Raw genomic sequence first — 24,985 nt, forward strand, 5'->3', positions numbered from 1 at the left:
ACATAAAACAGGACGGTCTGACATATGCTGTGAGTAAGAGATGTACAGGCAGGAGATACGGATGAAGGTACTCGTCTTTCTTTCTACTTTTATGATTCCCTTTGTTATATTTTATATTGTGGGATACGGACTGCTAATGAAGAAAAATGTTTATGAAACATTTATAAAAGGTGCGGTGGATGGATTTCACACCGTAATCCAGATCATGCCTACGCTGATCGGGCTTATGGTTGCAGTTGGAATACTGCGTGCTTCCGGATTCCTGGATATGCTTTCCGGTGTGCTGGGAGGGCTGCTGCAAAATGTGGGTTTCCCGCCTCAGCTGATGCCGGTCGCAATTGTAAGAATGTTTTCTTCCAGTGCGGCAACGGGGCTGGTATTGGATATTTTCAAGGAATATGGACCGGATTCAGCAATGGGGATACTTACTTCGATTATGATGAGTTGTACGGAGACCATATTTTATACCATGTCGGTTTATTTTATGACGGCAAAAGTAAAGAAGACCAGGTATACATTGGCAGGAGCACTGGTGGCTACGCTGGCGGGGATAATTGCAAGCGTTGTCCTGGCCGGGAGGATGTAACCGGAATTGACGTGCCTATTTTTAGATGCTAAAATGAACTCAGCAAAGTGCTTATACAAAAGCATTTACTCAATCAGATGAGTAAAAGGAGAGGGCAGGTAGCATCATGTTTAAAGTAATGATTGTAGATGATGAGATTTTCATTATCTCTCTGATCGAGAAACTGATCGACTGGGAAAAGTATGGGATGTGTATTGTTGGAACGGCAGATAATGGAATGACAGCTTTAGAAGAGGTGAAGCGGCTGCAGCCGGATATCATTATTGTAGATGTCCGCATGCCGGGGTATGACGGAATTACATTTATGCAGAAAGTGCGGGAGTTAAATGATAAAGTAAAGTTCGTGGTCATCAGCGGACATAAGAAGTTTGAATATGCAAAAAGTGCAATGCAGTATAATGTGGAAGACTATCTCTTAAAGCCTGTCAGTAAAAATGAACTGGAGCAGATCCTGCAGAAACTGGGAACAAAGCTGGAGTCGGAGAAACAAAATGAAGCGGTTCTGAAAAAGCTGGATAATCAATTGGGCGTAAGCAAGGGGAAGCTTCGCTCTTATTTTTTTGAACGTATATTAAATGGCAGTCTGAATATTCCTCCGGAGGATCTCGCGGCAGTGAACCAGACTTTTTTTACAACTTTTAGTCTGGGGATTTTTCAGGTTATCTGTGTGAAGTTAGATGCAGCAGAGTCTATTCCGGATAAGAATTTTACGGATACGTTAATCGGGCGGGTACAGGAGCTGATGGCGGATGGGCTGGCTGGCTGCTGCTTTGAGTGCCTGGTTAAAACAGAACAAAACAGCATTACCATGCTGTTGAATTACCAGGCAAACCAGAGAGAGGAAGTCTGGAAAAAGCTCAGGGATAATTTTAAAGGAATCCAGGAAGTATTGGTTAAATTTGAACAGTTATATATTACAATGGGGATGGGAAGAGAGGTAACGGGGCTTTCTGGTTTTTCGGAGAGCTATGGCTCTGCTGAAAAATGCCTGTATACCAGAACCGCACTTGAAATTGGAGCTATTATACAGGATTCTATGGTTAAAGAAGATCCCGGAATAATTGATATTATATTTTCAGATGAAGCCAGGGTAAGACTTGCAGAGTCATTTAAAAGCTTTCAGGTTGACAAGATTAAATTACAGGTTCTGGGGGCATTTTCGGCGGGGGATGAATACCGTTACCGTGATACATGCATTTATCATGAGATACTGCAGTTTATTCACCGGAAGTTTTATGAATATCTCAGGCAGATTGACATTTATAAAGGCAGTTATGAAGATTTGGAAGTACAGCTGATGGAAAAGCTGCTCTGGTGTTATACGCCCAGGCAGACAGCAGCCGCGCTGATGGATCAGATCAGTATTTTTATTGAAGAATATACACAGAACAGCAAAGGTGGTGAGAACCCTTCCATACGAATTGCGAAAAAGTATATTGCCGAAAATTATGCCAAGAATATCTCAATGGCATCTGTAGCAGAGGTGGTCAATCTGAGCGGTGTATATTTCAGCGTACTTTTTAAGAAAGAGGTTGGGACAAACTTTGTTGATTATCTGAATCAATACCGGATTGATATGGCGAAGAAGCTGTTAAAAGATGTAAGGTATAATGTAAACGAGGTGGCAGGACTTGTGGGATTTTCCGATGCCAGATATTTTTCCAAGATGTTTAAAAAAAACGTAGGGGTTAAGCCAACGGAATATCGAAGCAGAAATGTAACGTAAATGATTTGTTAAAATTGAATTACGGAGGTACCCATGAAAAATATCAAGAAAAAATTCATGCCGGGTAAATTAAACAGCAGCGGAGTGATGCTGGCTGCAGCGGTAAATCTTCTGCTGCCAAGCTTCTTATGCCTGATTGGAAAAGAAATAGCAGATTTTCAGATCATAAACAATTATATAGAGGAAACATCCATTGGATACTATCAGAAAATCGTCTTCTTGTGCCTGGGACTCAGCATTGTAATCCTGGGTGTAATAGATTATATTTTTCTGATCAAGCCGGTTTTTCATCTGGAAAGCACAGTAGAAGAGTATAAAACCCTCACCAGGATGGAGGACAGTGCGGTATATGAGAAGTATCTTGCAGACTCTTCCATAGAACGGATGTTTCTGGAAATGCTGGAGGAACAGAAGTTTATCCAACAGCAAAACCAGATTGCTGAAAATCAACGGCAGGAGACGGAGCTGCTGGCACTGCAGACTCAGATTAATCCCCACTTTTTGTATAATACCCTGGACTCCATCAGGGGGCTCGCCCTGATTCATGATGTGGAGGAAATAGCGGCGATGACAGAGGCTCTATCCAGGCTATTCCGCAATATGATTGCCAAAGATGGGAAACTGTTAACCTTGCGGGAAGAGCTTGAAAACGTGGAGAATTATATGCTGATACAGGAATTTCGCTTCCAGGGGAGATTTGCCTACATCTGTGAGGTGGAAAAAAGCCTGCTGGACCGCTATCAGATTCCCAATCTGATATTGCAGCCGATTGTGGAGAATGCTATTATGCACGGATTAGAAAATAAGAACGGGAGAGGGCACCTGGTAATCAGTGGATATGTAACAGAGAAGCGGCTTGTTCTGAATGTTACGGATGACGGTGTGGGAATAGAAGAGGAGGCACTGGAATACCTGAAGAAGCGATTAAAGAGCAAAGAGCGGTCATCGCCCAGGGAAGCGGCAAAGTTTCATACCGGAATTGCACTTATTAATATCAGCCAGCGGATTAAGCTGCGTTTTGGTGAGATCTATGGAATTGCAATAGAGAGCACACCCGGTGTAGGGACGACTACGGAGCTTATATTACCCTGCATTGAAGTGGAGGACAGGCAGGTAAAGGGAAGTATCTATGAATAAAGAAATTCTGAGAATGGAAGAAATAGAAAGTTATCTGGGAGGGAAAAAAATTTTAAGCGGTGCCAGGCTAAACTTGTTCCAGAATGAGATTATTGGAATTATCGGAGTAAATTATTCTGGAAAATCTACCCTGATTGGGGGGATAGCAGGATTTTATCCCTATGCGGCAGGAAGATCATATCTGAATGAGGAAAGTATTCGTATCACTTCTATTGAACAGGCGAGAAAAGCGGGTATATTTTATATACAGAAGCAATCTTCATTAATTGAGGACTTTACAATATTAGAAAATCTTTTTCTGACGGTAAAAGAGAAAACCGTTCTAATAAACAAAAAGGAAGTGAGAAACCAATGCCTTGAGATTATGGAATTATTGGAAATTCAGGCGGATATTACGGACAAGGTGGGGACGCTGTCTTTTAAAAACAGGATCTTGGTGGAAATTGCAAAGGCAATTGTCTATGATGTAAGGATATTGGTTATGGACGATGTATTAAACGGAATGTCACAGGAAGCGCTCAAGTGGTTTGCAAAACTCTTTTACATACTGCGTTCGCTCCGCATCAGTATTATTTTGGTTGAGACAACTTTACGCTGTCTGAAACCATATTGCGACCGGTTATTTATTATGCGGGATGGGAAGACGGCAGCGGTTTTGGATAAAAAGCATCTAAAAGAAGATGAGATCATTTCTTACATGATCGGTTATCCGCTGAACGAAAGAGAAGAAGGGATTCGTGCAGTTCCAAAAGAGCTTCCCAGATTAGAAAATCTTCTGGAATTTTCAGGAGTATATTTTGAAAATATTCTCCATGGTCTGGATTTTAAAGTTACGAAAGGCAGCATTACCGGGATGCTGAATGTGAATAAAAACTCCGGGAAGGCAGTGGAAAGGCTGCTTATGGGTCTTGGCTGTGCGGATAAGGGAAAGATTATATTTGATGGGAAAACGCTGCTCCTAAAGTCCACGGAACAGGCATTGCAGGCAGGGATTGCTGTAGTGCCCGAAGATGACCGGATCTTCTGGGAATTCAGTATAGAAGAAAATATTATGATGTCTGCACTTAAAATGAACAGAGGGCTGGCAGGACGGTTAAACCGTGGGGAATTAAAATACATATCCGGGGAATTATTTTCCGACTATATGAAATCCGCATGCCCATACTGTACTTTAGATTCTTGTGTGCCGGAAAGCCGGTTAGCTCAGAAGAAAATAGCACTTTGCAGAGTTCTGGCATCTGATCCTGCGCTGATAGTCCTGGTAAATCCCGCACAGACTATAGATGTGATATCCAAAGACAGTATATACGCAGATATTATGACATTGAAGGCAAAAGGGAAAACTGTACTTCTCATAACTTCTGATATTAAGGAGATGTTCGATGTATGCGACAGAATTATTGTAGTAAACCAGGGAAAGACAAAGGCGACATTTAGCGTAACGGATGGAAACAGGGATCAGTTGCTGCAAAGCTATGGGGAGAGTCTGAGGGATATCTGAAACGGATTATGGATGCTGGTTAAAAGCGCCCGGCAGAAGTTGTGTCAATGAAAAACAACAAAGGTTTCTTGGAAAATATATACAAGCAAATAGAGAATATTAAGATAAGGATATCATAAATGACGCATAGTCATTGTGGTATCTTTATTTTTATGGTCTAAAATATATAAAAAATAGTGAAAAAAGATAAAAATGAACACAATATATTAAATTTAGTGCATTGTTGCGGCTCCCTGGGACAGATATAATAGGGACAGAAACAAAAACAAATAATTCTTGCAAGAATTGAGGGTGTAAACAGGAGGAAGGTTATGCTAGGCGATACAATTTTAAAGTTGAATCATATTTCGAAATTATATCCCGGCGTGGTTGCTCTGGACGATTTAAATATTGAATTTAAAGAAGGCGAAATTCATGCAATGGTAGGGGAAAACGGCGCAGGGAAGTCCACAATGATTAAGACAATTTCCGGAGCTGTACAGCCAACCAGAGGAACGATTGAGATTAACAATCATACATATGAACAAATGACGCCAACCCTGTCCAGGCAGAATGGGATAGCAGTTATCTATCAGGAATTTACGCTGATTCCGGTACTCAGCGCATCGGAAAATATATTTTTGGGTGAATTCATTATGAAAGGGATGGTTTTAGACCGGAAGGAAATGGATAAGAAAGCAGAGGAGCTGTTTAATAGGCTTCATGTAGACATCGATCCTTCTACCAAGGTAGCAGATCTGACTACCGGTTATCAGCAGATTGTGGAGATAGCAAAGGCGATTTCTAAGGATGCTAAGATTTTAATTATGGATGAGCCGTCTGCCCCCCTTACCACTTCAGAGGTTGAGGCGATGTTTAAGATCGTAGATACCTTGAAGACACAGGGAGTGACCATTATTTACATATCCCACAGAATGGAAGAGATCTTTCAGTTGTCGGACCGTGTATCGGTACTCCGGGATGGAAAATATATTACTACAGTAAATACGGCAGATACCAGTAAATCAGAATTAATTAAGCTGATGGTGGGCAGGGAGCTCAGTGAGACATATCCGGAACGAAAGAATAAAGCCTCTGAAACCGTACTGTCTATTAAAAAGCTCACTGGTAATGGTGTAAAAGATGTTTCCTTTGATGTAAAACGAGGTGAGGTATTAGGCCTGGCAGGGCTGATTGGCGCCGGCAGGACAGAATTGGCACAGCTGCTTTTTGGATATGAAAAGATTATATCCGGAGAAATAATTTTAAATGGAAAATCTATTCGGCCAAAAAACTGCATAGAGGCAATAGCGGCGGGAATTGCGCTGGTTCCGGAAGACCGCAAGCGTCAGGGGCTGGTATTGGAAATGAGCATTAAGGAGAATACAACCATGCCAAGCATGAAAAGAATTTCCACGCTTGCAGTGATCAGCAGTGACCAAGAAAAAGAGATGTCCCAGTCTTATATGGACAGTCTTCGTACAAAAGCCCCTTCCATCGAACAGAAAACGAAAAATCTGAGTGGTGGAAATCAACAGAAAGTAGTACTGGCAAAGTGGCTGGCGATGGATCCCCAGGTGTTAATATTTGACGAACCCACCAGAGGAATTGATGTGGGAGCAAAACAGGAGATCTACAATATTATGAACGAACTGGCGGACAATGGTAAGACGATCCTTATGATTTCATCAGATATGGAAGAATTAATCGGAATGTCAGACCGGATTGTGGTGCTGTGCAAGGGAAGAGTTACCGGGCTGCTAGAAAAAGAAGAAGTCAGCCAGGAATTAATATTATCAAAATCGGCAGGGAGTGATACGGATGAATAAGAGTAAAAAGTTATTTAAATCTAAGGAACTGGGAATTTTTCTGGTATTGGTGGCAATGTTTCTGGTATTTAGTATACTATCGCCGCAGTTTTTAAAGCTGAACAATATTTTTAATATCACAAAACAGATCGCAACCCTTGGTATCTGCTCAGTGGGATTCACCTTCGTCTTAATAACAGGCGGTATAGATTTGTCCCTGGGTTATCAGATATCGCTGATTAATATCATTTGCGCCTATATGATGACCAAAATGGGGGTTCACTGGGTGGCAGCCATAATGATTTCTATTCTGGCTGGTATACTGATCGGGCTGATTAATGGATTAATTATTACAAAAACCGGAGTGGCGCCTCTGATAGTGACCCTTTCCATGATGACTATTTTAAATGGTCTGAGTTATTTAATATCAAAAGGACTGCCTATGTTTGGATTCCCCAGGAGCTTTTCCTTTTTAGGACAGGGTAGTATACTTTCCGTCCCGGTATCCCTGATATTTCTGCTGATTATAATTGCAATAGGGGTATTTATCCTGAATAAGACTTATTATGGAAGATATTTCTATGCTATCGGAAGCAATGAAGAGGCGACAAAGCTTTCCGGTGTTAATACAGTCAAAGTGCGGATATTAGTATACAGTTTATGCGGATTTTTTACGTCAATCGGAGCAATATTAATGCTTTCGCGTCTGAATTCAGCGCAATCCGCAACAGGAGCAGGTTTTGAATTTGATGTACTGACTGCCTGTGTCCTGGGCGGTGTATCCAGCAGCGGCGGAAAAGGAACAATGCTGGGAGCATTTATCGGAGTGTTAATTGTAGGAGTTCTGGATAACGGACTGGTACTGCTAAATGTCAGTGAATACGTACAGCTGGTAATCAAAGGATGTATCTTACTGATTGCAGTGGTTTACGATACGATGTCCAGAGCAAACAGTGAGAAGATAAAGAGAATGAAGGCTATAAATGCTAATAATGCGTAATATTCACATTATCTTGTGGAAAATGTGGATACAAAATCAAATAATATGAAAAAAATGTGGATAACTTTTAATGCATTTTAATATTGAGTGTATTTATGACGAAATGAAGATAAAAAAATAAAATATAAAGTGATGAAAGGGAAGATTATGATGAAAAAAAGATTATTAAGCATGGTGATTTCTGTAGCTATGATAACAGGCATGCTGGCTGGATGCAGCAATCCGTCAGACAGCGGAGGAACAACTGCAGCAGCATCAGCACAAACAGAGGGGACAAAAGCGGGAGGAGAAGATGGAACAGCAGCAGGAGCATTAAATGAAAGCGGGGAAAACAGTACAATTACAGAAGCTGCCGGCAAAAGTGAGAGTAAGGATTCTTATAATGTAGGAATTACATTTTCAGATCTCAGTAATCCGGTTTGGGCAGAGCTGGTTCAGGAAGCAGAAAGCTATGGTAAAGAAAAAGCAATGTCAGTTACTTATGTAGATGCACAGAGTGATGCGACTAAGCAGGTTACCCAGATTGAGAACTTTATCCAAAATGGAATGGATGCAATTATTATCTGTGCAGTGGAGGCAAATGCTATTGCCGATGTGACAAAAAAAGCAAAAGAGGCAGGAATCTATGTGGTTGCCTACACCCAGGTATTAGAAAATTATGATGCCCAGTACCTGGTAGATCCTTATAATACAGGCTATGCATGCGGTAAAAAAGCTGCGGAGTGGATTAACGAAAAATATGGAGATGAAAAAGTTGTGGAATGGGCGCTTATGGATCTTCCGGAATTTCCGGAAATCATAGAACGTGCCAATGGAATCAAAGCAGGTGTGGAAGAAAACGCAAAGAATGCGAAATTAGTCGCTACTTCTCCGGCATTGACAGCAGAGCAGGGTCTTAGTAACGCAGAGAACTTTTTACAGGCAAATCCAAATCTAAAAGCAATCTGCTGCATTGGCGGCGGAGGAAGTGTAGGAGGAAATGAAGGGATAAAGGCGGCCGGTATTACAGATTTTGAATCTGTCGGACTCTTTGGGATCGATGCTACGGAAAACGAAATTTTAAATATCATCAATGGGGATCCTCAGAAATCTTCCGTCAGCCTTGGCGGCGGAAAAGCACACGGAAGAGCCTTGATTGATATGACAAATGCACTGCTGAAAAATGAAAAGATCGAGGAAACCCAGTATATGCCCATCGATGTGATAGATTCATCCAATGCACAGGAATATTACGATACAATTTATAAAAAATAATGAAAAAAGATAAAAAATGAAAAGCAATGAAACAATATTAGTTGCTAAGTAAAGAATTATTATAAAATGGAGGAGCACCAATATGAGTAAAACAATGAAAGCGCTGGTATCCTATGCGCCATACGATAACCGCTACGAAGACTTTCCGGTACCGGAGATAGGGAAAGGGGAACTGCTGTTAAAGGTAAAGGGCTGCGGGATCTGCGCAGGCGACGTAAAATCTTACCATGGGGGAATCCGTATCTGGGGAACTTCAGAAGAAAACAGGTACATAGAAGCGCCGTGCATAGGGGGACATGAGTTTTACGGAGAAATCGTAGAAAAAGCAGAGGATGTTACGGGATATGAGGTTGGAGAAGTTATTACGGCTGAGCAGGTAATTCCCTGTGGTGAATGTAAATTCTGCCGGGAAGGAAAATACTGGATGTGTACCCGGTCAGCAGTTTTTGGATTTAAGCAATATGCCAATGGCGGTTTTGCAGAATATGTTAAGATTGACAAGAATTGTATAAAACACAGAATTCCGGAAGGATTTACACAGGAGCAGGCAGTTCTGGTGGAGCCAATCGCCTGCGGAATGCATGCATTGGAACGTGCTGATATCAAACACAGCGATGTGGTAGTGATTGCAGGGCTTGGAGCAATTGGGCTGTCCATGGTGAATATAGCCAGTCTTTATCTTCCAGGAATGGTGATTGGAATTGATGTAAAGGAGAACCGGCTGGCAATGGGAAAAGAATTTGGAGCGGATGTAGTATTGAATCCGGCAGAATGTAATGTGGCGGAAGAAATTATGAAACTGACAGACGGTCTGGGCTGTGATGTCTACGTAGAAGCGTCCGGAAGTCCCGGAAGTGTCACACAGGGAATGGATGCACTGAAAAATCTGGGGCGTTATGTTCAGATGGGTGTATTTGCAAAGGAAGTACAGGCGGATTGGAATGTAATCGGGGATGGGAAAGAATTAACGATAATCGGATCTCATTTGTCGGCGCTGACTTATCCTGCTGTGATAAAGGGAATACAAAAAGGGTTGATACGGACCGAAGGACTAATCTCCCACCGGTTTAAGCTGGAGGACTGGGAAGAGGCTTTTGAAACGGCGGAAAAAGCGGAAGATGCTGTGAAGGTGATGCTGGTTCCGCAGGAATAGAAATGTACTTTTTGCCACTTACACTCCCATAACCGCCCACTTACTAAAATAATATAGATTTCTCCCGGAATTTATTATAATATAAGTCCATAGGGAGGGGCAGAAAATGAAAGTAGTTATTAAGAAGATCCCGGAGGACAAAATAGAATATGCGGCGCTGCATGTGCATGAATTAACACCTCAGGCTGAACAGATTTCATCATATATTGAAAATGAAGAATATAATGCGGTCATTGTTCCATGTACTGCGGACGGGAAGATTTACAGGATCCCAAGTGAAAGTATTTATATAATTGAATCGGTTGACAATGTCCAATATGTTCATACCAGAGAGAAAATATTTGAATCTGCGAAAAAATTGTATGAGTTAGAAAAACTGCTCCCTGTAAAATTTGTCAGAGTTTCGAAATCTGTAATTCTGCATTTGAATAAAGTCAGCGTTTACAGTCCCCTGGCAAATGGACTTATGAAAGCGGAGCTGGATAACGGGGAATCTGTATATATTTCAAGAAAATATTTAAAAGATCTGAGAGCGTTAATTCGGGAGGGATTACGATGAGTGTGGAAAATCGAAAAGAATGTGGATTAAAGGGCAGTATTTTGGGTTTAGTGTTAATGATGAGTTCACTTTTAGTAGTGAGTTTCACCGGTGATACAGCGGGTATTGTTCTGGCGCTGCCATATATGCCTGTTATCTTGGCTGGTTACCTGATATTGGGCGTCTTTTTCTGGTGGATACATGGAAGAACGCCAAAAGAACACAGTCTGTTAACCGGTGCAGCATCCAGCTATCTGGTGTTTCTTGTAGTAGTAGCGGTGATGACGATAGCTGCGTTTTTGACGCAGACAGTGCGTTACGTGATACTGGTAAATATTGCAGTATTGTTTGTGCTGTGGCTGATGGAATACGTATCTTTAAAAAAAATAGCAGATGAGCTGAATCAGGGAATGCCTCAAGGCAGGTCTGCGTTAGTGGTAGATCTGGATGAAAAGCCAGCTACCATGGAAGCCTATTTTCATGAAATTGAAAAATACTGTGAAGCCAATCACTGGAATCTGGAATATATCAAAAAAGAGAAACCGGCTCTAATCAGGATAAATGGTAAAAAGTACGCCGTAAAAATGGGATTGTATTATACACCTATTGGAACGATTGTGTATACAATGACCTTTTCCAGCGCAAATGAGCAGGATTAATAACTGAGACTGTAAGGGGAAGAAATGCCAAAATTGAATTTTCTGGTGTGTCTTCCCCTCTTAAGAAAATTTACCGGATAAACGCAACATCAATACGTCCATTGCTGGTCTTCGCAACAAGATGTTTTTTCTGATCCGGATAATTACTGTTCGGCAGATTATTAGAACCATTTACCGTGTGGCTCTGGATAGAGTAATCACGGATATCACCGATGATGGTACCTCTGACAGCACCATTGCTGGTTCTCATTACAATGTTATCTCCAGTCAGGTTCTTACCTTCTATGGCACCATTGCGTGTAGAGAGCAGGAGTCCGAATGTAAAAGTACATCCAAATGCCGTAACACGGCCATTGTTCGTCACGGCCTCCAACTGGTCACCGGATAGGTTATTCAGATCCAAAGATGCATTGGTACTCTGTATTAGAACGGAATTGCAATGGATGTCGTCAACCCTGATCCGCGCATTACTGGTAATAAATTGTGAATTGGTCAAATGTTTCAATCCGTTTACAGAAATAGAAGCATTGGAGGATTTCACCCTCAGATTACCTGCAAAATCTATGGGAACTTCCAGAGTTAGTATCCAGGGACCACGGAAGAGATTGCGCCAGTTCCAGGAAAGGAAGTTACGCATGGTATGGCGGAAGTTAAATTCCCCGTCATGTTCTGTAAAGGAAACGTAATCACAGTCTTCCCGTGGATTAAATAGTACCCGGATGGGACCGGAGGTCACGGGAATTACTTCAATTCGTACATTTTCGGCTTCCACGTTAATTGTGTGTATGGGAGTAGAGGATGCATAACCCGCATCTTGAATGTTTTCCTGCCCGGTATTAGTTTGGGTATATCTCGGTCTGCCGATTTCCCTGTATTCTTCTTTAATTCGTTTGACAATGGATTCGACGGTACCAAATCCGGCAATGATATTTTCTTCATCACGCCCCAGCTCCAGACCGTCACAGATCAATTCCTGATAATATTCTTTTAACTGCTCTTTGTCAGCGTCTGGTATCTCCGATAATTGTTCCATTAATTCTTTGAAAAATTCTGCTTGCTTCATAGTGATCCCTCCTGGCTGTTTTTTTCTATGAAAGTGTAAATTTGTTTCATTTCTTCCCACTCATTTAAAAATTCCTGAATCTTTGCAATACCTGTATCCGTAATTTTATAATATTTACGGGTGCGCCCGTTGTATTCCTGCTTATATGTTGTGAGACTGCCCGTGGATTCCAGTCGTTTTAAGATAGGATATAAGGTTGATTCGGAAATCTCAATACATTTTGAAACCTCTCCATTGATCAAATATCCATAAGACGGACCTTGTTTTAAGACGGACAATACACAGATATCCAGCAGACCCTTTTTTCTTTGCGTATCCATGTAATACCTCCTGATACCCTGTTATGCATACTATGTATTGTATACTATGCATAGTATAGTATTGTGGTTAAAAAATGTCAAGAGGTTTTTTTGTTTTAATTTTGCCGTTTATCTGCCTTGAAAGCCGGCAGACTCTAAAATTCCAGAAGCTTCAGAAGACACTCCTTTAATTCTTCAGTATAAAAGGAGTATCGTGGATTTTTAATCCATACAAAGGACATTGCATAATTATCAATCAGGCAACGCCAGATGTTGGCAATGGTATTTGCACGGGTTAAAGACATACCAGGGCAGGATTTTCTGATAAAATTCAGCATTAATTCTGTAGCCTGGCCTGCCCATATATATAAAAGAGGATAATTATAAGATATAGCAAGTTTCTGGCTGATCGGATAAAGCTTGATGGTTATTTCATTGTGTCCATAGTCATATGCTTTCTTTATAATATAATCAACCATTTCTTCGCCGGAGGGGTCTTTGGGTGCGAAAGTTATCATTTGTCTGGTATGTCCGGAAACATACTCATCCCAGATCTCAATAAACAGAATCTCTTTGCCTTTAAAATGTTTATAAAAGGTTCCAAGTGAGCATCCGGCGTCTTTCACGATGTCATTGATACTAGTATCATCAAAGCCATTTTCCAAAAAGAGATGAAGCGAGATGTCTTTAATTTTCTTATGTATTTTGTGATATTTTAATTCTTTTGCTAAACTGGCCATTTTGTCGTCCTTCTCGTTTGTATGTTAGAGGTTATGTAAAATTATGTAAGTAGGTCTTTGTCCAAAATGTACATTAAATGGAATAAATTATACAAAGAGTACGTCATAAATGACATTATAGCTGATTTTAAGAATGGTGTCGAGTGAAAAAGCTGTTATATTTGTAGTAAAATAGTCCGGCGGCATCTGCCAGAAACCAACCGATGGGGATTGCCCACCAGATACCTAAAAGCCCAATGGAAGGAACCGGAGCCAAAATATATGCCAGCAAAACACGGGTTCCCAGCGATATTACGGTGAGAACCACGGAAATTCCCGGTTTTCCAATACCCCGGTACAGACCGTAGAGAAGGAAGAGACATCCGATACCGCAGTAGCACATGCCTTCAATGCGAAGATATTGAGTGCCGATGGAAATAATTTCCTGCTCCTGCGGCTGGATAAAAATCAGCATCAGTTTATCAGCAAAGATAAATACAGTTGCTGAAATAAAAAGGCAGAATATTACTGCGGTGCCAATCGCAGACCGGATGCCCTGGCGGATTCTTTCCGTTTTTTTAGCCCCAAAGTTCTGGGCAATAAAGGTAGAAAAAGCATTACCAAAGTCCTGTACCGGCATGTAGGCAAACGAATCTATTTTTACTGCGGCGGCGAAGGCGGCCATAACCTGAACACCGAAGCTGTTAACCAATCCCTGAATCATTAGGATTCCAAAGTTCATGATGGATTGCTGGATACAGGTAAGGGATGAGTATTGTATAATATCTCTTGTTAATTCCCGGTTAAATTGCAGGTGCCGCCTTTTTAGCCTTATATTCGGCAGGCGTTTCAGGCAGTAAACAGAAATACCGGCAGCAGAGATGCCCTGTGCGATTACAGTTGCCAGAGCGGCACCGCCGACTCCCATATGAAATGTAAGAACAAACAGTAAATCCAGCAGGATGTTTATCATTGCTGAAACAGCCAGAAAAATCAGCGGAGCCATGGAGTTGCCCATGCTTCGCAGCAGAGCCGCAAAATAATTATAGAGAAAGGTAAACATGATGCCAAAAAATATAATGCGCAGATAGTCTTCTGTCTCTGTCAAAATATCTGCTGGTATCTGCAGCAGAGAAAGCAAAGGGGAAAGCAGGCATAAAACAGCGATATTTATAATGAGACTGACCGATCCAATTAGAACAAATGATATAAAAATACTGTTTTTTAAGCGTTCCATGTCCTGACCGCCGAACAGCATAGAAAAAACAATTCCGCTTCCCATACATAATCCTAGAATAATGGATGTCAAAAATACCATAAGTGTAAAAGAAGAGCCGACAGCTGCCAGAGGGCCTGCACCCAGGTATTTTCCCACAATCAAAGTATCGGCTACATTATAGAGCTGCTGGAGCAGGTTACCAAGAATCATGGGCACTGCAAAGCGGAGCATGACAGAAGTAACCTTTCCGGTTGTAAGATCTTTTTGCATAATATCCTCCTGGTTCTACGTAACTTACGAAACGTAATATAAAATATTCATTATGTAAGTAGGGTAACATTTTGCAACAGGGATGTCAAACGAAAAGTGAAAAGTGGTACAGGGCTTAAAAAATCTTGTGATATAACGCAGAAAATGATATGATTAATGGTACTATAAAAAGCAGTACACTGGAACATACAAAGATAGTTATTACCAGGAAAGAAGGGGCAGGCAGAATGTTCTTAAGCGGTCTGGATGAAATAGATCAAAAAATTACAGCATTACTGTTACATAATGCAAGAATGTCTTATTCGGATATCGGTGAAGCAGTGGGGCTTTCCCGGGTAGCGGTAAAGTCCAGAATTCAGGCACTGGAGGAAAGGGGTGTGATTGAGGAGTACACAACGGTAATCAACCCCCAGAAGATAACCGGTGCCATATCCTGCTATTTTGAGATAGAAATGAAACCCGGTAAACGACCGGAGATTATCCGGATTCTAAAAGAGAATGATACGGTAACCCAGATCTACCAGGTTTCCGGAAAATGTAAGCTTCATGTCCATGCAGTTGCAGCGGGGCATGAGGAAATGGAATTGTTTTTAAAAGAAGTTATATACAAGCTTCCGGGTGTGACTGACCTGAGTTGCAACATTATATTATCAAGGATAAAGGATATTAAAGGACTTCGGTTATAAACACGCTACGGTGGTACAGTCTTAATATAATAAATACAAGAAGGTAAAGTATGCAGTTACTAAATGAAATACCAGAAAGCTTCTGGAGTCTGTTCCGTTCTCCCAATCGGAATACATACATGGAAGCTTTGCTGAAGATAAATGAAGAATACCAATATAACAGTTATTTCTTAAGCAGGGAGGTCTGTATTCAGATACTTGGGGACTATTTTGCACAGCGGCGGGTAATGATGCAGAAGGAGGAACTGGAGTCTGAACTGGATATACTGGAACCGCCGGCCACCAGGATACTGAACTGGCTGCTGAAAGCCCAGTGGCTGAAGAAGCTGGATGATTACTATATGCAGGTAACCAACATTATAATTCCGGATTACGCCGCCATTTTTATTGATGCATTTGAACGACTGAACAGTGATGAAGAAGATGACACGCAAATCTATATCCAGAATATCTATGCAATTCTCTTTTCTTTTAAAAATGATCCCCGGGCAAATACCAGTCTATTAAAAACAGCACTAGTGAATGTACGAAAGCTGAATAAATCCCTGCAGGATATGCTCCACAATATGGATAAGTTTTTCACCAGCCTTCTGGAACAGAAAAATTATGCAGATCTGTTAAAGGAGCATCTGGAGGGGTATGTAGAAGAGATCATCAACAAGAAATACCATATCCTGAAAACATCTGACAACTTTTATCTGTATAAAACCGATATTAAAGGATGGATACGGGAGATGCAGTCGGATATGGAGTGGATTTCACTGATGAGCCGGCGGGAGCAAAAAGAAATCAACGAAGGGGATATGCTGCGCATACTGGATGATATCGAGCGGGGATTTGATGATATTGAACACCGGATTTCCTTTATGGACAGAGAGCATATGAAATACGTGCGGGCTACCGTAACCAGGCTGAATTATCTCCTGAACGGGGAGGCAGACAGGCGGGGGCTGGTTATTCAGCTGTTAAATGAACTGTCAGCTGGTCAGGGGCAGGAAGATAAAATCAAAGAGGTATCCGCCAGGATGAATTTGTCTTCTTTTGAAATTCTCTCTGATAAATCCCTCTATAAAAAGAGGCGGGCGAAAAGCAGCTTTCATGCAGAGAACAGGTCTGAGGAAGTCAGAGAAGAGTTAAGCAGGGAAGAAATTTTAAAACTCAACCGGCTGCATAACCGGTATAGCAAAAAGCAGATTGAAGAATTTATTGAAAACAGGATGGAAAATGGCAGGATGAAGGTATCAGATTCCATGATAGAGACTATTGAGGAGTTTGAACAGCTCATCCTTGCATATGACTATGCCATCCGAAAGGGCAGCGGCTTTGCGGTGGAAAGCCAGGAAGTGGAATTTATTGAAAATGGGAAGTACCGCTACCCTAATCTGACGTTTGTGAAAAAGTAAAGTACACAGGAAAGAAGACAGGAAAGAAGACAGGTATAAAAATGATTACGTATTACGATGAATTATCACTGGAAGAAAGGCAGGAAGTAACTGCAGTAATCCAGACTTTATATAAACAGACGTTTCTTTTAGAGCGGAAATTTGATAAGAGAACGGGCAGATTCCAGTTTAATAAAGATTACCGAATCTGTAATAAACACCTGGAGTTTGTCAGGGAATATCTGGCAGTCAGCGGTATTGCGCTTCTGGATAACAGCCAGGGCGGGATTATATATATACAGGGTGAAAATATTGTGGGGGAAAAGCTGTCAAGGCTGGCAACACTTTATATTCTCCTCCTGAAATTAATCTATGATGAACAGATGTCAGCCGCATCTACCAGCGTAAATGTCTATACGACTCTGGGAGATCTGAATGAACGGGTAGGGAGTTTTCATTTGCTGAAGGACAGGCCGTCAAATACAGAAGTGCGGAGGGCTGTTGCGCTGCTTAAAAAGTATCAGATTGTAGAGCCCCTGGATGCCATGGAAGAACTGGATCAAAATGCACGCCTGATTATATATCCCTGCGTAAATGTAGTTCTGATGACAGATGATATCCGAGCCATGTTAGAAGCGCTTAAGGCAGAACCGTCAGAAAAGTTTATGGAAACAGAGGAAGCTGGAGACGATGACGGAACAGGAGAAGCAGCAGGAATAGAAGAAGCATACGGAACAGGAGAAGCAGCAGGAACAGAAGAAGCATACGGAACAGGAGAAGCAGCAGGAACAGAAGAAGCATACGGAATAGGAGAAGCAGCAGGAACTGAAGAAATAGAAGGAACTGAAGAAATAGAAGAAATAGCAGATGCTGATGAAACAGAAGGAGACGAAGATGAGGGAACCGATGACGAAAATGAAGCATAAATTTGAGGCATTGTCCAGAATGTGTCTGAACAACTGGCATTACATAGACCGTAAAATTCTCTCCTTTAACCAGGAAATTAATTTTTTTACCGGACATTCGGGAAGTGGAAAATCAACAATTATTGATGCTATGCAGATTGTGCTGTATGCAAATACAGATGGCAGAGGATTTTTTAATAAAGCTGCGGCAGATGACTCTGACCGAAGCCTGATCGAATACCTTCGGGGGATGATCAATATAGGGGATGATAATGAATTTTCTTATCTGAGAAATGAAAACTTTTCCAGTACTATTGTTCTGGAGTTAACACGTACGGATACTTTGGAATGCCAGTGTGTGGGAGTGGCATTTGATGTGGATACTTCCACAAATGAAATCAGCAGGGTATTTTTCTGGCACGATGGTCCTCTCCTGGAACATGACTACCGGATCAAGCATAGAAGTATGTCTGTGTCTGAAATAAAAACGGAACTGCAGCAGCGGTTTACAAAGGAAGAGTGTTTTTATACTTCACATAACGAGCGTTTCAGAAGACAGCTTTACGATGTCTATCTGGGCGGACTGGACATGGAAAAATTCCCATTGCTGTTCAAACGTGCGATTCCATTTAAAATGAACATCAAACTGGAGGATTTTGTAAAAGAATACATCTGTATGGAGCAGGATATCCATATAGAAGATATGCAGGAAAGCGTTATGCAGTATGGCAGGATGCGTAAAAAAATAGAGGATACCTGCAAAGAAATTGAAGAATTAAAAGAAATACAGGCATTATATCAAAAGGTCTGTGAAAAAGAGCAGGAGCGTAAAAAATACAGTTATTTTACAGATAAACTGGATATTCTTCAGCTTAAAGAGCGGGTGGTCACTCTTCAGAATAAGGTGATCCTCTATACCCAGGATATAACCGGACAGAAGGAGCAGATCGGAGTTCTGGACCGGGAAATAGAAGAGCTGGGAAAAACCGGGGATGAGGTATTAAAGCACATTTCAGCCACCGGTTATGAAGAGCTAAAGCAGCAGTTGATCAGTATCAATGAGCTGTTGGAACGTATGGGAAAGAGTAAGGCACGCTGGGATCAGACCGGGTTAAGGCTCAAAGAGTGGATTGATCACGATATGACATCTAATTCTGTAATATGGGATATAGAAAAATTCATTAAATATGAAATTTCAGAGGTGGAGCTGCATCATTTACAGGCATCCATCCGGGACCTGCAGACTGAGGTAACTGAACAAAAGCAGGATCTGGATATAGATATCCGCGCCCTAAAGACAGAGCAGAAAAAGATTCTGGAGGAATTAAAAGATCTGCACCATGGAAGAAAATCGTATCCCAAAGAGCTGCAGGACGCAAGACAGCAGCTGGCATATCAGCTATGTGAAAAAGCTGGAAAACCGGTAAAGGTGGATATATTGGCGGATCTTCTGGACATCAGGGATGAGAAATGGCGAAATGCCGTTGAGGGTTACATGGGAAACCACAAACTGGCCATTATTGTAGAGCCTTCATTTTCTAAAGATGCCATGGAGATTTACCGGAGCATGGATAAAAAGAAATATTATCAGGTAGCCGTACTGGATACGGAAAAAATTATGCAAAAAGAGTTCCGGGTAAAAAAGGGTTCTCTGGCAGAAGAGGTCAGTGCAAAAGAAGGCCATGTCAGGGCTTATATTAATTTTCTCCTTGGAAATGTTATGAAATGCAGCAGTGTGGAGGAACTCCGTGAGTCCTCTATTGGAATTACACCGGAATGTATCCTGTATCAGGGCTTTAAGCTGCAGCATATTAATCCGGATAACTATACCAGGTGGGCATATATTGGTGCGGACAGTCTGCGCAGACGGATGAAACAGTTAAATAAAAGAAGCCAGGAGCTGGTAAAAGAGTTAGATCCACGTCTGGAAACCAGAAAGTCTTACGACAAAATGCTTGGGATGGAAAGCCTGTCTAACGATGCGGCTGACTATCTGGATTGGCTGGCAGATATCAGGGACTGCAAGGCGAAGGAGAAAAGTAAAAAGGATCTGGAACTGAGAATTCAAAAACTGCGGGATAAAGATATTGCTTCTCTGGAAAAGAACAGAAATGAATTGCTGAAGCTTCAAAAGGAAAAGAGAAGGTGGCGTGAAAGTATCCAGAAAGCAATGTGGAAAAAGCAGGAGGAGATTATCGAAGGAAAACGCCTGCATTTGAATCTGGGAGAAGAACTGACGCAGAAAGAAAAGAAATTTCCTTCTGATCCGGCGATGGATGAGGAAGTGCAGGAATATTTGAAGAAAAAGACAAATCCAAACTTCGAGAAACTGCGGGACTATTTTACCGGGCAGGTAAATGCAGCCCTTCGTGGGCAGGATGAATTTTTCCGGGATCTATGTGCCCTGCGTCACCAATACCTGCTTCACTATCCAGCCAGAGGATTTGCCCATGACAAGGCAGATAACCGGGAATATGATGAGTTACTGGAAAGATTAAAATGTGATAACCTGCCAAAATACATGGAGATTGCCGGGGAGCGGGCACGACTGGCTACCAGGGAATTTAAAAATGATTTTATGCTGAAAATCCGCAGTGCCATTGTAGAGGCAATGCAGCGCAAAGACGAACTGAACCGGATTATCAGCAGGCTGGACTTCGGTAAGGATAAATATCAGTTTATTTTTGCTAAAAATAAAGGGCCTGATGGAAGATTTTACGATATGTTCATGGATGATTCCCTGGAAATTAATCCTTCGGATCTGTCCTTGTCTATGGAAAACCAGATGAATTTATTTACCATTGCCCATGAAAGCCACTATGGAGAGCTGATATCAGAGCTGATCTCTATCTTTATCCCTCCTGAAAATGCAACACCGGAGGAAATGGAGGAGGCGAAGCGCAATATGGATAAGTACGCGGATTACCGTACCTATCTCTCTTTTGATATGCAGCAGACTATCCAGAGTGAAAATGAAACAATCAAGATACATCTGAGCAGGATGTTAAAGAAAAATTCCGGCGGAGAGGGACAAAATCCCCTCTATGTAGCCCTTCTTGCAAGTTTTGCCCAGGCTTACCGTTTTAACCTGCCGCCCAAGCTCCAGTGCAATCCCACCATACGCCTGGTCATTTTGGACGAGGCATTTTCCAAAATGGACGGAGAAAAAGTAGCGAGCTGCATCAAACTGATCAGGGATCTGGGATTCCAGGTAATCATCAGCGCCACCAATGATAAGATGCAGAATTATCTGGAAAATGTAGATAAGACCTTTGTTTTTGCCAATCCAAACAAGAAAAGTATTTCCATCCAGGAATTCGAACGTGTGGAATTCCGGCAGTTGTCCGGTGAGTAAGTGACGCTTTGCAGCGAAAGCCTGAATCTCGGAAGAGGTGTTGCGACAGGCCACCGCAATTGTCCCGCCTCACCTCTTCCGTACACATACCTGATTACACAAAACCTTCTTGTTTTCAGCTACCCCTCCTAATTTTTACTTACAATTTACAAAAATAGTATAAGATATTAACAATGTCCTCCTAGAATATAACAGAAATGATAACCGGATTGCTGACATATCAATGATTAAATTGTTATGGAGAATATCTGGAAAACAGGAGGACAATATGAAAAAATTACTAGTAATGGCAACAATGGGGTTAATGCTTACGACATTTACAATGCCTGTTCTAGCGGCTGACCAGAATGCTGCAGTGGATTCACTCTCACTTGGGGTTGGTGCTGATGAGACAGAGATCTATGTAAACTGGTACAGTAAGTCTGCTAATGCCGGAACCGTTCAATGGGCGAAAAAAGCAGATATGACAGGCGAGGATTTCCCGCAGAAACATATGGAAGCAGCAGCCGTTACAGCGGCAGCTGAGAATAAAAGCGGCTATTACAGCAATAAGGTTGCTTTAACTGGGCTGGAAGCAAATACCCGGTATGTATATCGTGTAGGAAATGATGGAAGCTGGTCGGAGATATATGACTATGACACAGAAAATTTTGACGGCGGATTCAGCTTTCTTCTTGCTGGGGACCCTCAGATAGGGGCAGGCTCCCAGGCATCGGATCAAAAGGGCTGGGAAGATACGCTGAATAAAGCAATGACCCAATTTCCGGAAAGCAGTTTTCTGATATCTGCAGGGGATCAGGTAAATACAAATAATAATGAAAGCCAGTATACCTCTTATCTGGCACCGGAAGAGTTGAAAAGCCTTCCGATTGCAACGAATGTTGGAAATCATGATACAAAAAGCAATGCTTACAGCGAGCATTTCAATATTCCGAATGTAGACCAGACAACAGTTACTGCAGGAGAATTCAGTGGAGATTACTGGTATAAATATGATGACGTATTATTTATGTCCATTAATTCCAACGATAAGAGTACTGCAAAACATAAACAGTTTCTGGAAGATACCGTAGCTGCACAGGGATCAGATGCAAAATGGAAAGTCGTAACCTTCCACCATTCCGTTTACAGTACTGCATCCCATACGCAGGACTCGGATATTATCCAGAGAAGAAATGAGCTGCCTCCTGTATTTTCTGATTTAGGCATAGATGCGGTCCTTATGGGACACGACCATGTTTACACCAGAACTTATATGATGAATGGAACAAATCCGGTTAAAACAGATAATGTAGAATCACAGGTTGTAAACCCTGCAGAGGGCGAAGTGCTCTATTTAACTGCAAACTCAGCCAGCGGAAGTAAATTTTACAGTATTATGAATTATGATTATCCATTTGCAGCCGTAAAAAACCAGGAGAGCGTACCTAATATTACAAATGTGAAAGTCACGGATACTTCTATGCAGTTTACTACATACCGTACAAGTGACATGAGCCTGGTAGATGATTTCACTATATATAAAGGGGTGGATGCAAATGGTGATTATATGGCACCGGTAATTACTACCCCGGATAATGATACCGTTATTCTGGGAAAAGCATTTGATCCATTAGAAGGTGTAACGGCAATTGATAACAAGGATGGAGATATTACAGGTAAGATTAAAGTAGAAGGCACGGTAGATATTAATAAGGTGGGACAGTATACGTTAACTTATACCGTATCAGATACTGCCGGAAATGAAACAAAAATTGTACGTACAATAACAGTATTGGATGAGGATAAGACGGCACCTGAATTAAATGTGCCTGCGGCTACAGAGCTGTATACAGGCGATGAATTTGATCCAATGGATGGTATTACCGCAACGGATGAACGTGATGGAGATATCACGAAGTCTGTTACGGTAGAAGGCAGTGCAGACACCCAGACACCAGGGACTTATGAATTAACATACCGTGTTTCTGATGCTGCTGGAAATGAAACGGTCAAAAAGAGAATCGTTACGGTAAAAGAGTCCACCACAGAAGAGACAACGCTCATAACAACCCAGGATACTATCTGGAGGTATCTGGACAACAACACCGATCCGGCAGAAAACCTGGAAAGCAGAACCGCATGGACAGAAGAAAGCTTTGATGATTCTGTATGGAGTACCGCAAAGGGAAGCTTTGGAGCAAAAAAAGGACAGATCGCTGATCTGGGCGGCGGATGCACTCCAAATACCCTTTTGACACAGTATATTGAAGGCACAAAAGATGATATCCCAACTTATTTTTTCCGAACAACATTTGATCTGGAGGATGCAGAAAAAGTTGTGGGTATGACCGGAAGCCTGATGTATGATGATGCGGCTATCGTTTATATCAACGGTGTAAAAGCAGCTTCCTATTACGAGCCGGAAGGCGGTTTTGAAAGCAATATGTCTTACGGCGGTTCCAACAAGAGTAGTCCGTTGAATGGAACCTTCCAGCTGGAAGACTGGAGTATGTTAAAAGATGGTGTAAACACAATTGCAGTGGAAATCCACAATGGACGTATCGACAGCTCTGATGTATATTTTGATTTCCTGGATCTTACGGTTACGACTGAAAAAGAAATTGCGGATACGATAGCACCTGTGATCAGCTTCCCGGAAAAAACAGAGATTTATGTAGGGGATGTATTTGATCCTATGGCAGGCGTAAGCGCATCAGATAATGCAGACGGAGATGTAACAGCAGATATTCAGGTACAGGGTAAGGTTGATGTATCCAGACCGGGTACCACGGAACTGGTATACACAGTTACGGATAAGGCAGGAAACAAAGGTGAAGCCGTAAGAAAAATAACGGTTATGGAAAAGGAACAGCCGGTGGTACCGGATAAGTCAGCACCGGTATTGAACATTCCTGCAAGTACGGTAATTACAGTAGGAAGTAAATTTGATAAAATGCAGGGAGTCAGTGCGAAAGATGACAGGGACGGTGATATCACTGCGAAGGTAACCTGTACCGGTGAGGTAGATTCTTCAAAACCGGGAACTTATACACTGACTTACCGTGTAAGTGACAAGGCAGGCAATACCGTAACCCAGCAAAGAACAGTAATTGTAAAGGCAGCACAGCAGGGAACAGATAAGCCTGCGGTTGTAAAAGCCTCGGGTGTAAAATTAAACCACAGCAGCATTACCATTCAAAAGGGTAAGAAGTATACTTGGTTAAAAGCAGCTGTTACTCCCAAAAACACAACCAATAAAAAGCTTACCTGGAGTTCCTCGAATAAAAAGGTAGCCGCTATAAATGCAAAAGGTGTGGTTACTGCTAAAAAAGAGGGAACGGCTAATATTAAAGTAAAGACAGCAAATGGCAAGAAAGATACCGTAAAAGTAAATGTTGTAGACAGGAAAATTAAAGTCTCTAAGATTTCAATGGATAAAAAAGCAAGGATGTATAGAGGGACAAAATTGGAACTGGATGCAGCAGTAAAACCGGTAAATGCTTCCAAGAAGAAAGTATCCTGGTCAACATCAAATAGTAAAATTGCCACAGTTAGCCCTAAAGGAGTTGTAAAAGCGAAAAAGACCGGTACGGTTAAAATTACATGTACGGCAAAGGATGGAAGCGGTAAGAAAGCGGTATGCAGTATTACTGTTGTATCTAAGAAAAAGTAAATCACCATTTAGTTAGGGTAGAAATCCAATAATATAAATACGAATATGATTTGAATAAGAAATATTTGAAACAGAGCTGCTGCAGTTAAAC

Annotated in this window: 19 protein-coding genes; 15 read left to right on the forward strand and 4 right to left on the reverse strand. The window is 41.6% G+C overall.

Annotated elements, in window-relative coordinates:
* The first annotated feature begins 61 nt into the window (after positions 1-61).
* The 10 genes from CD03_RS0122180 (at position 62) to CD03_RS0122225 (ending at position 11,341) form a co-directional block, all read left to right on the forward strand.
* The gene (locus CD03_RS0122180) at positions 62-586 is read left to right on the forward strand and encodes a spore maturation protein (protein WP_027295503.1); all 525 of its coding nucleotides are present in this window, start codon (positions 62-64) and stop codon (positions 584-586) included.
* 106 nt (positions 587-692) lie between these two features.
* Positions 693-2,312: a response regulator gene (locus CD03_RS0122185; RefSeq protein WP_027295504.1), complete on the forward strand. Its 1,620-nt coding sequence runs from the start codon at positions 693-695 to the stop codon at positions 2,310-2,312.
* Positions 2,313-2,345: 33 nt separating this feature from the next.
* Positions 2,346-3,449, forward strand: a complete 1,104-nt coding sequence (locus CD03_RS34405; RefSeq protein ID WP_052377920.1) for a sensor histidine kinase — start codon at positions 2,346-2,348, stop codon at positions 3,447-3,449.
* Positions 3,442-4,950 (forward strand): ATP-binding cassette domain-containing protein, encoded by a 1,509-nt coding sequence (locus CD03_RS0122195; RefSeq protein WP_027295505.1) that lies wholly within the window; start codon positions 3,442-3,444, stop codon positions 4,948-4,950. Before CD03_RS34405 ends, CD03_RS0122195 begins: the two co-directional genes overlap by 8 nt.
* A gap of 311 nt (positions 4,951-5,261) precedes the next feature.
* Complete coding sequence (locus CD03_RS0122200; protein WP_027295506.1) at positions 5,262-6,758, forward strand: sugar ABC transporter ATP-binding protein; 1,497 nt, start codon at positions 5,262-5,264, stop codon at positions 6,756-6,758.
* A complete protein-coding gene (locus CD03_RS0122205) occupies positions 6,751-7,737 on the forward strand; it encodes an ABC transporter permease (protein ID WP_027295507.1) in 987 nt (328 codons plus the stop codon). The genes CD03_RS0122200 and CD03_RS0122205 overlap by 8 nt, the downstream gene beginning before the upstream one ends.
* 147 nt (positions 7,738-7,884) lie before the next feature.
* A complete protein-coding gene (locus CD03_RS0122210) occupies positions 7,885-8,991 on the forward strand; it encodes a sugar ABC transporter substrate-binding protein (RefSeq protein WP_197041688.1) in 1,107 nt (368 codons plus the stop codon).
* An 82-nt stretch (positions 8,992-9,073) separates the two neighbouring features.
* Entirely contained in the window at positions 9,074-10,144 is a 1,071-nt protein-coding gene (locus tag CD03_RS0122215) for a zinc-binding dehydrogenase (RefSeq protein ID WP_044289595.1), read from the forward strand.
* A 106-nt stretch (positions 10,145-10,250) separates the two neighbouring features.
* The gene (locus CD03_RS0122220) at positions 10,251-10,703 is read left to right on the forward strand and encodes a LytTR family DNA-binding domain-containing protein (protein WP_027295510.1); all 453 of its coding nucleotides are present in this window, start codon (positions 10,251-10,253) and stop codon (positions 10,701-10,703) included.
* Positions 10,700-11,341 carry a DUF4318 domain-containing protein gene (locus tag CD03_RS0122225; protein WP_027295511.1) on the forward strand — a complete coding sequence of 214 codons (642 nt, stop codon included), beginning with the start codon at positions 10,700-10,702 and terminating at the stop codon, positions 11,339-11,341. Before CD03_RS0122220 ends, CD03_RS0122225 begins: the two co-directional genes overlap by 4 nt.
* A gap of 70 nt (positions 11,342-11,411) precedes the next feature.
* On the opposite strand, the gene CD03_RS0122230 is transcribed toward CD03_RS0122225, so the two are convergent.
* The 4 genes from CD03_RS0122230 to CD03_RS0122245 form a co-directional block, all read right to left on the reverse strand.
* Positions 11,412-12,404: an HAAS signaling domain-containing protein gene (locus CD03_RS0122230; RefSeq protein WP_027295512.1), complete on the reverse strand. Its 993-nt coding sequence runs from the start codon at positions 12,402-12,404 to the stop codon at positions 11,412-11,414.
* The gene (locus CD03_RS0122235) at positions 12,401-12,724 is read right to left on the reverse strand and encodes a PadR family transcriptional regulator (RefSeq protein ID WP_027295513.1); all 324 of its coding nucleotides are present in this window, start codon (positions 12,722-12,724) and stop codon (positions 12,401-12,403) included. Before CD03_RS0122235 ends, CD03_RS0122230 begins: the two co-directional genes overlap by 4 nt.
* A 134-nt stretch (positions 12,725-12,858) precedes the next feature.
* Positions 12,859-13,443 (reverse strand): TetR/AcrR family transcriptional regulator, encoded by a 585-nt coding sequence (locus CD03_RS0122240; protein ID WP_027295514.1) that lies wholly within the window; start codon positions 13,441-13,443, stop codon positions 12,859-12,861.
* Positions 13,444-13,570: 127 nt separating this feature from the next.
* Positions 13,571-14,911, reverse strand: coding sequence for an MATE family efflux transporter (locus tag CD03_RS0122245; RefSeq protein WP_027295515.1), 1,341 nt, complete (start codon positions 14,909-14,911; stop codon positions 13,571-13,573).
* Positions 14,912-15,138: 227 nt separating this feature from the next.
* Between CD03_RS0122245 and CD03_RS0122250 the strand changes: the two genes are divergently transcribed.
* The 5 genes from CD03_RS0122250 (at position 15,139) to CD03_RS36370 (ending at position 24,894) form a co-directional block, all read left to right on the forward strand.
* Positions 15,139-15,597, forward strand: coding sequence for an Lrp/AsnC family transcriptional regulator (locus CD03_RS0122250; protein ID WP_027295516.1), 459 nt, complete (start codon positions 15,139-15,141; stop codon positions 15,595-15,597).
* Positions 15,598-15,647: 50 nt separating this feature from the next.
* On the forward strand, positions 15,648-17,000 hold the full coding sequence (locus CD03_RS0122255; protein ID WP_027295517.1) for a Wadjet anti-phage system protein JetA family protein: 1,353 nt from the start codon (positions 15,648-15,650) through the stop codon (positions 16,998-17,000).
* A gap of 41 nt (positions 17,001-17,041) precedes the next feature.
* The gene (locus tag CD03_RS34410; protein WP_063837256.1) at positions 17,042-17,905 is read left to right on the forward strand and encodes a DUF4194 domain-containing protein; all 864 of its coding nucleotides are present in this window, start codon (positions 17,042-17,044) and stop codon (positions 17,903-17,905) included.
* On the forward strand, positions 17,895-21,239 hold the full coding sequence (locus tag CD03_RS0122265; protein WP_330377329.1) for an ATP-binding protein: 3,345 nt from the start codon (positions 17,895-17,897) through the stop codon (positions 21,237-21,239). The genes CD03_RS34410 and CD03_RS0122265 overlap by 11 nt, the downstream gene beginning before the upstream one ends.
* Before the next feature lie 268 nt (positions 21,240-21,507).
* The gene (locus tag CD03_RS36370) at positions 21,508-24,894 is read left to right on the forward strand and encodes an immunoglobulin-like domain-containing protein (RefSeq protein ID WP_052377921.1); all 3,387 of its coding nucleotides are present in this window, start codon (positions 21,508-21,510) and stop codon (positions 24,892-24,894) included.
* Positions 24,895-24,985 lie beyond the last annotated feature (91 nt).

Origin of the sequence: Robinsoniella sp. KNHs210, from assembly GCF_000686105.1 — a bacterium.
Classification (GTDB): domain Bacteria; phylum Bacillota; class Clostridia; order Lachnospirales; family Lachnospiraceae; genus Robinsoniella; species Robinsoniella peoriensis.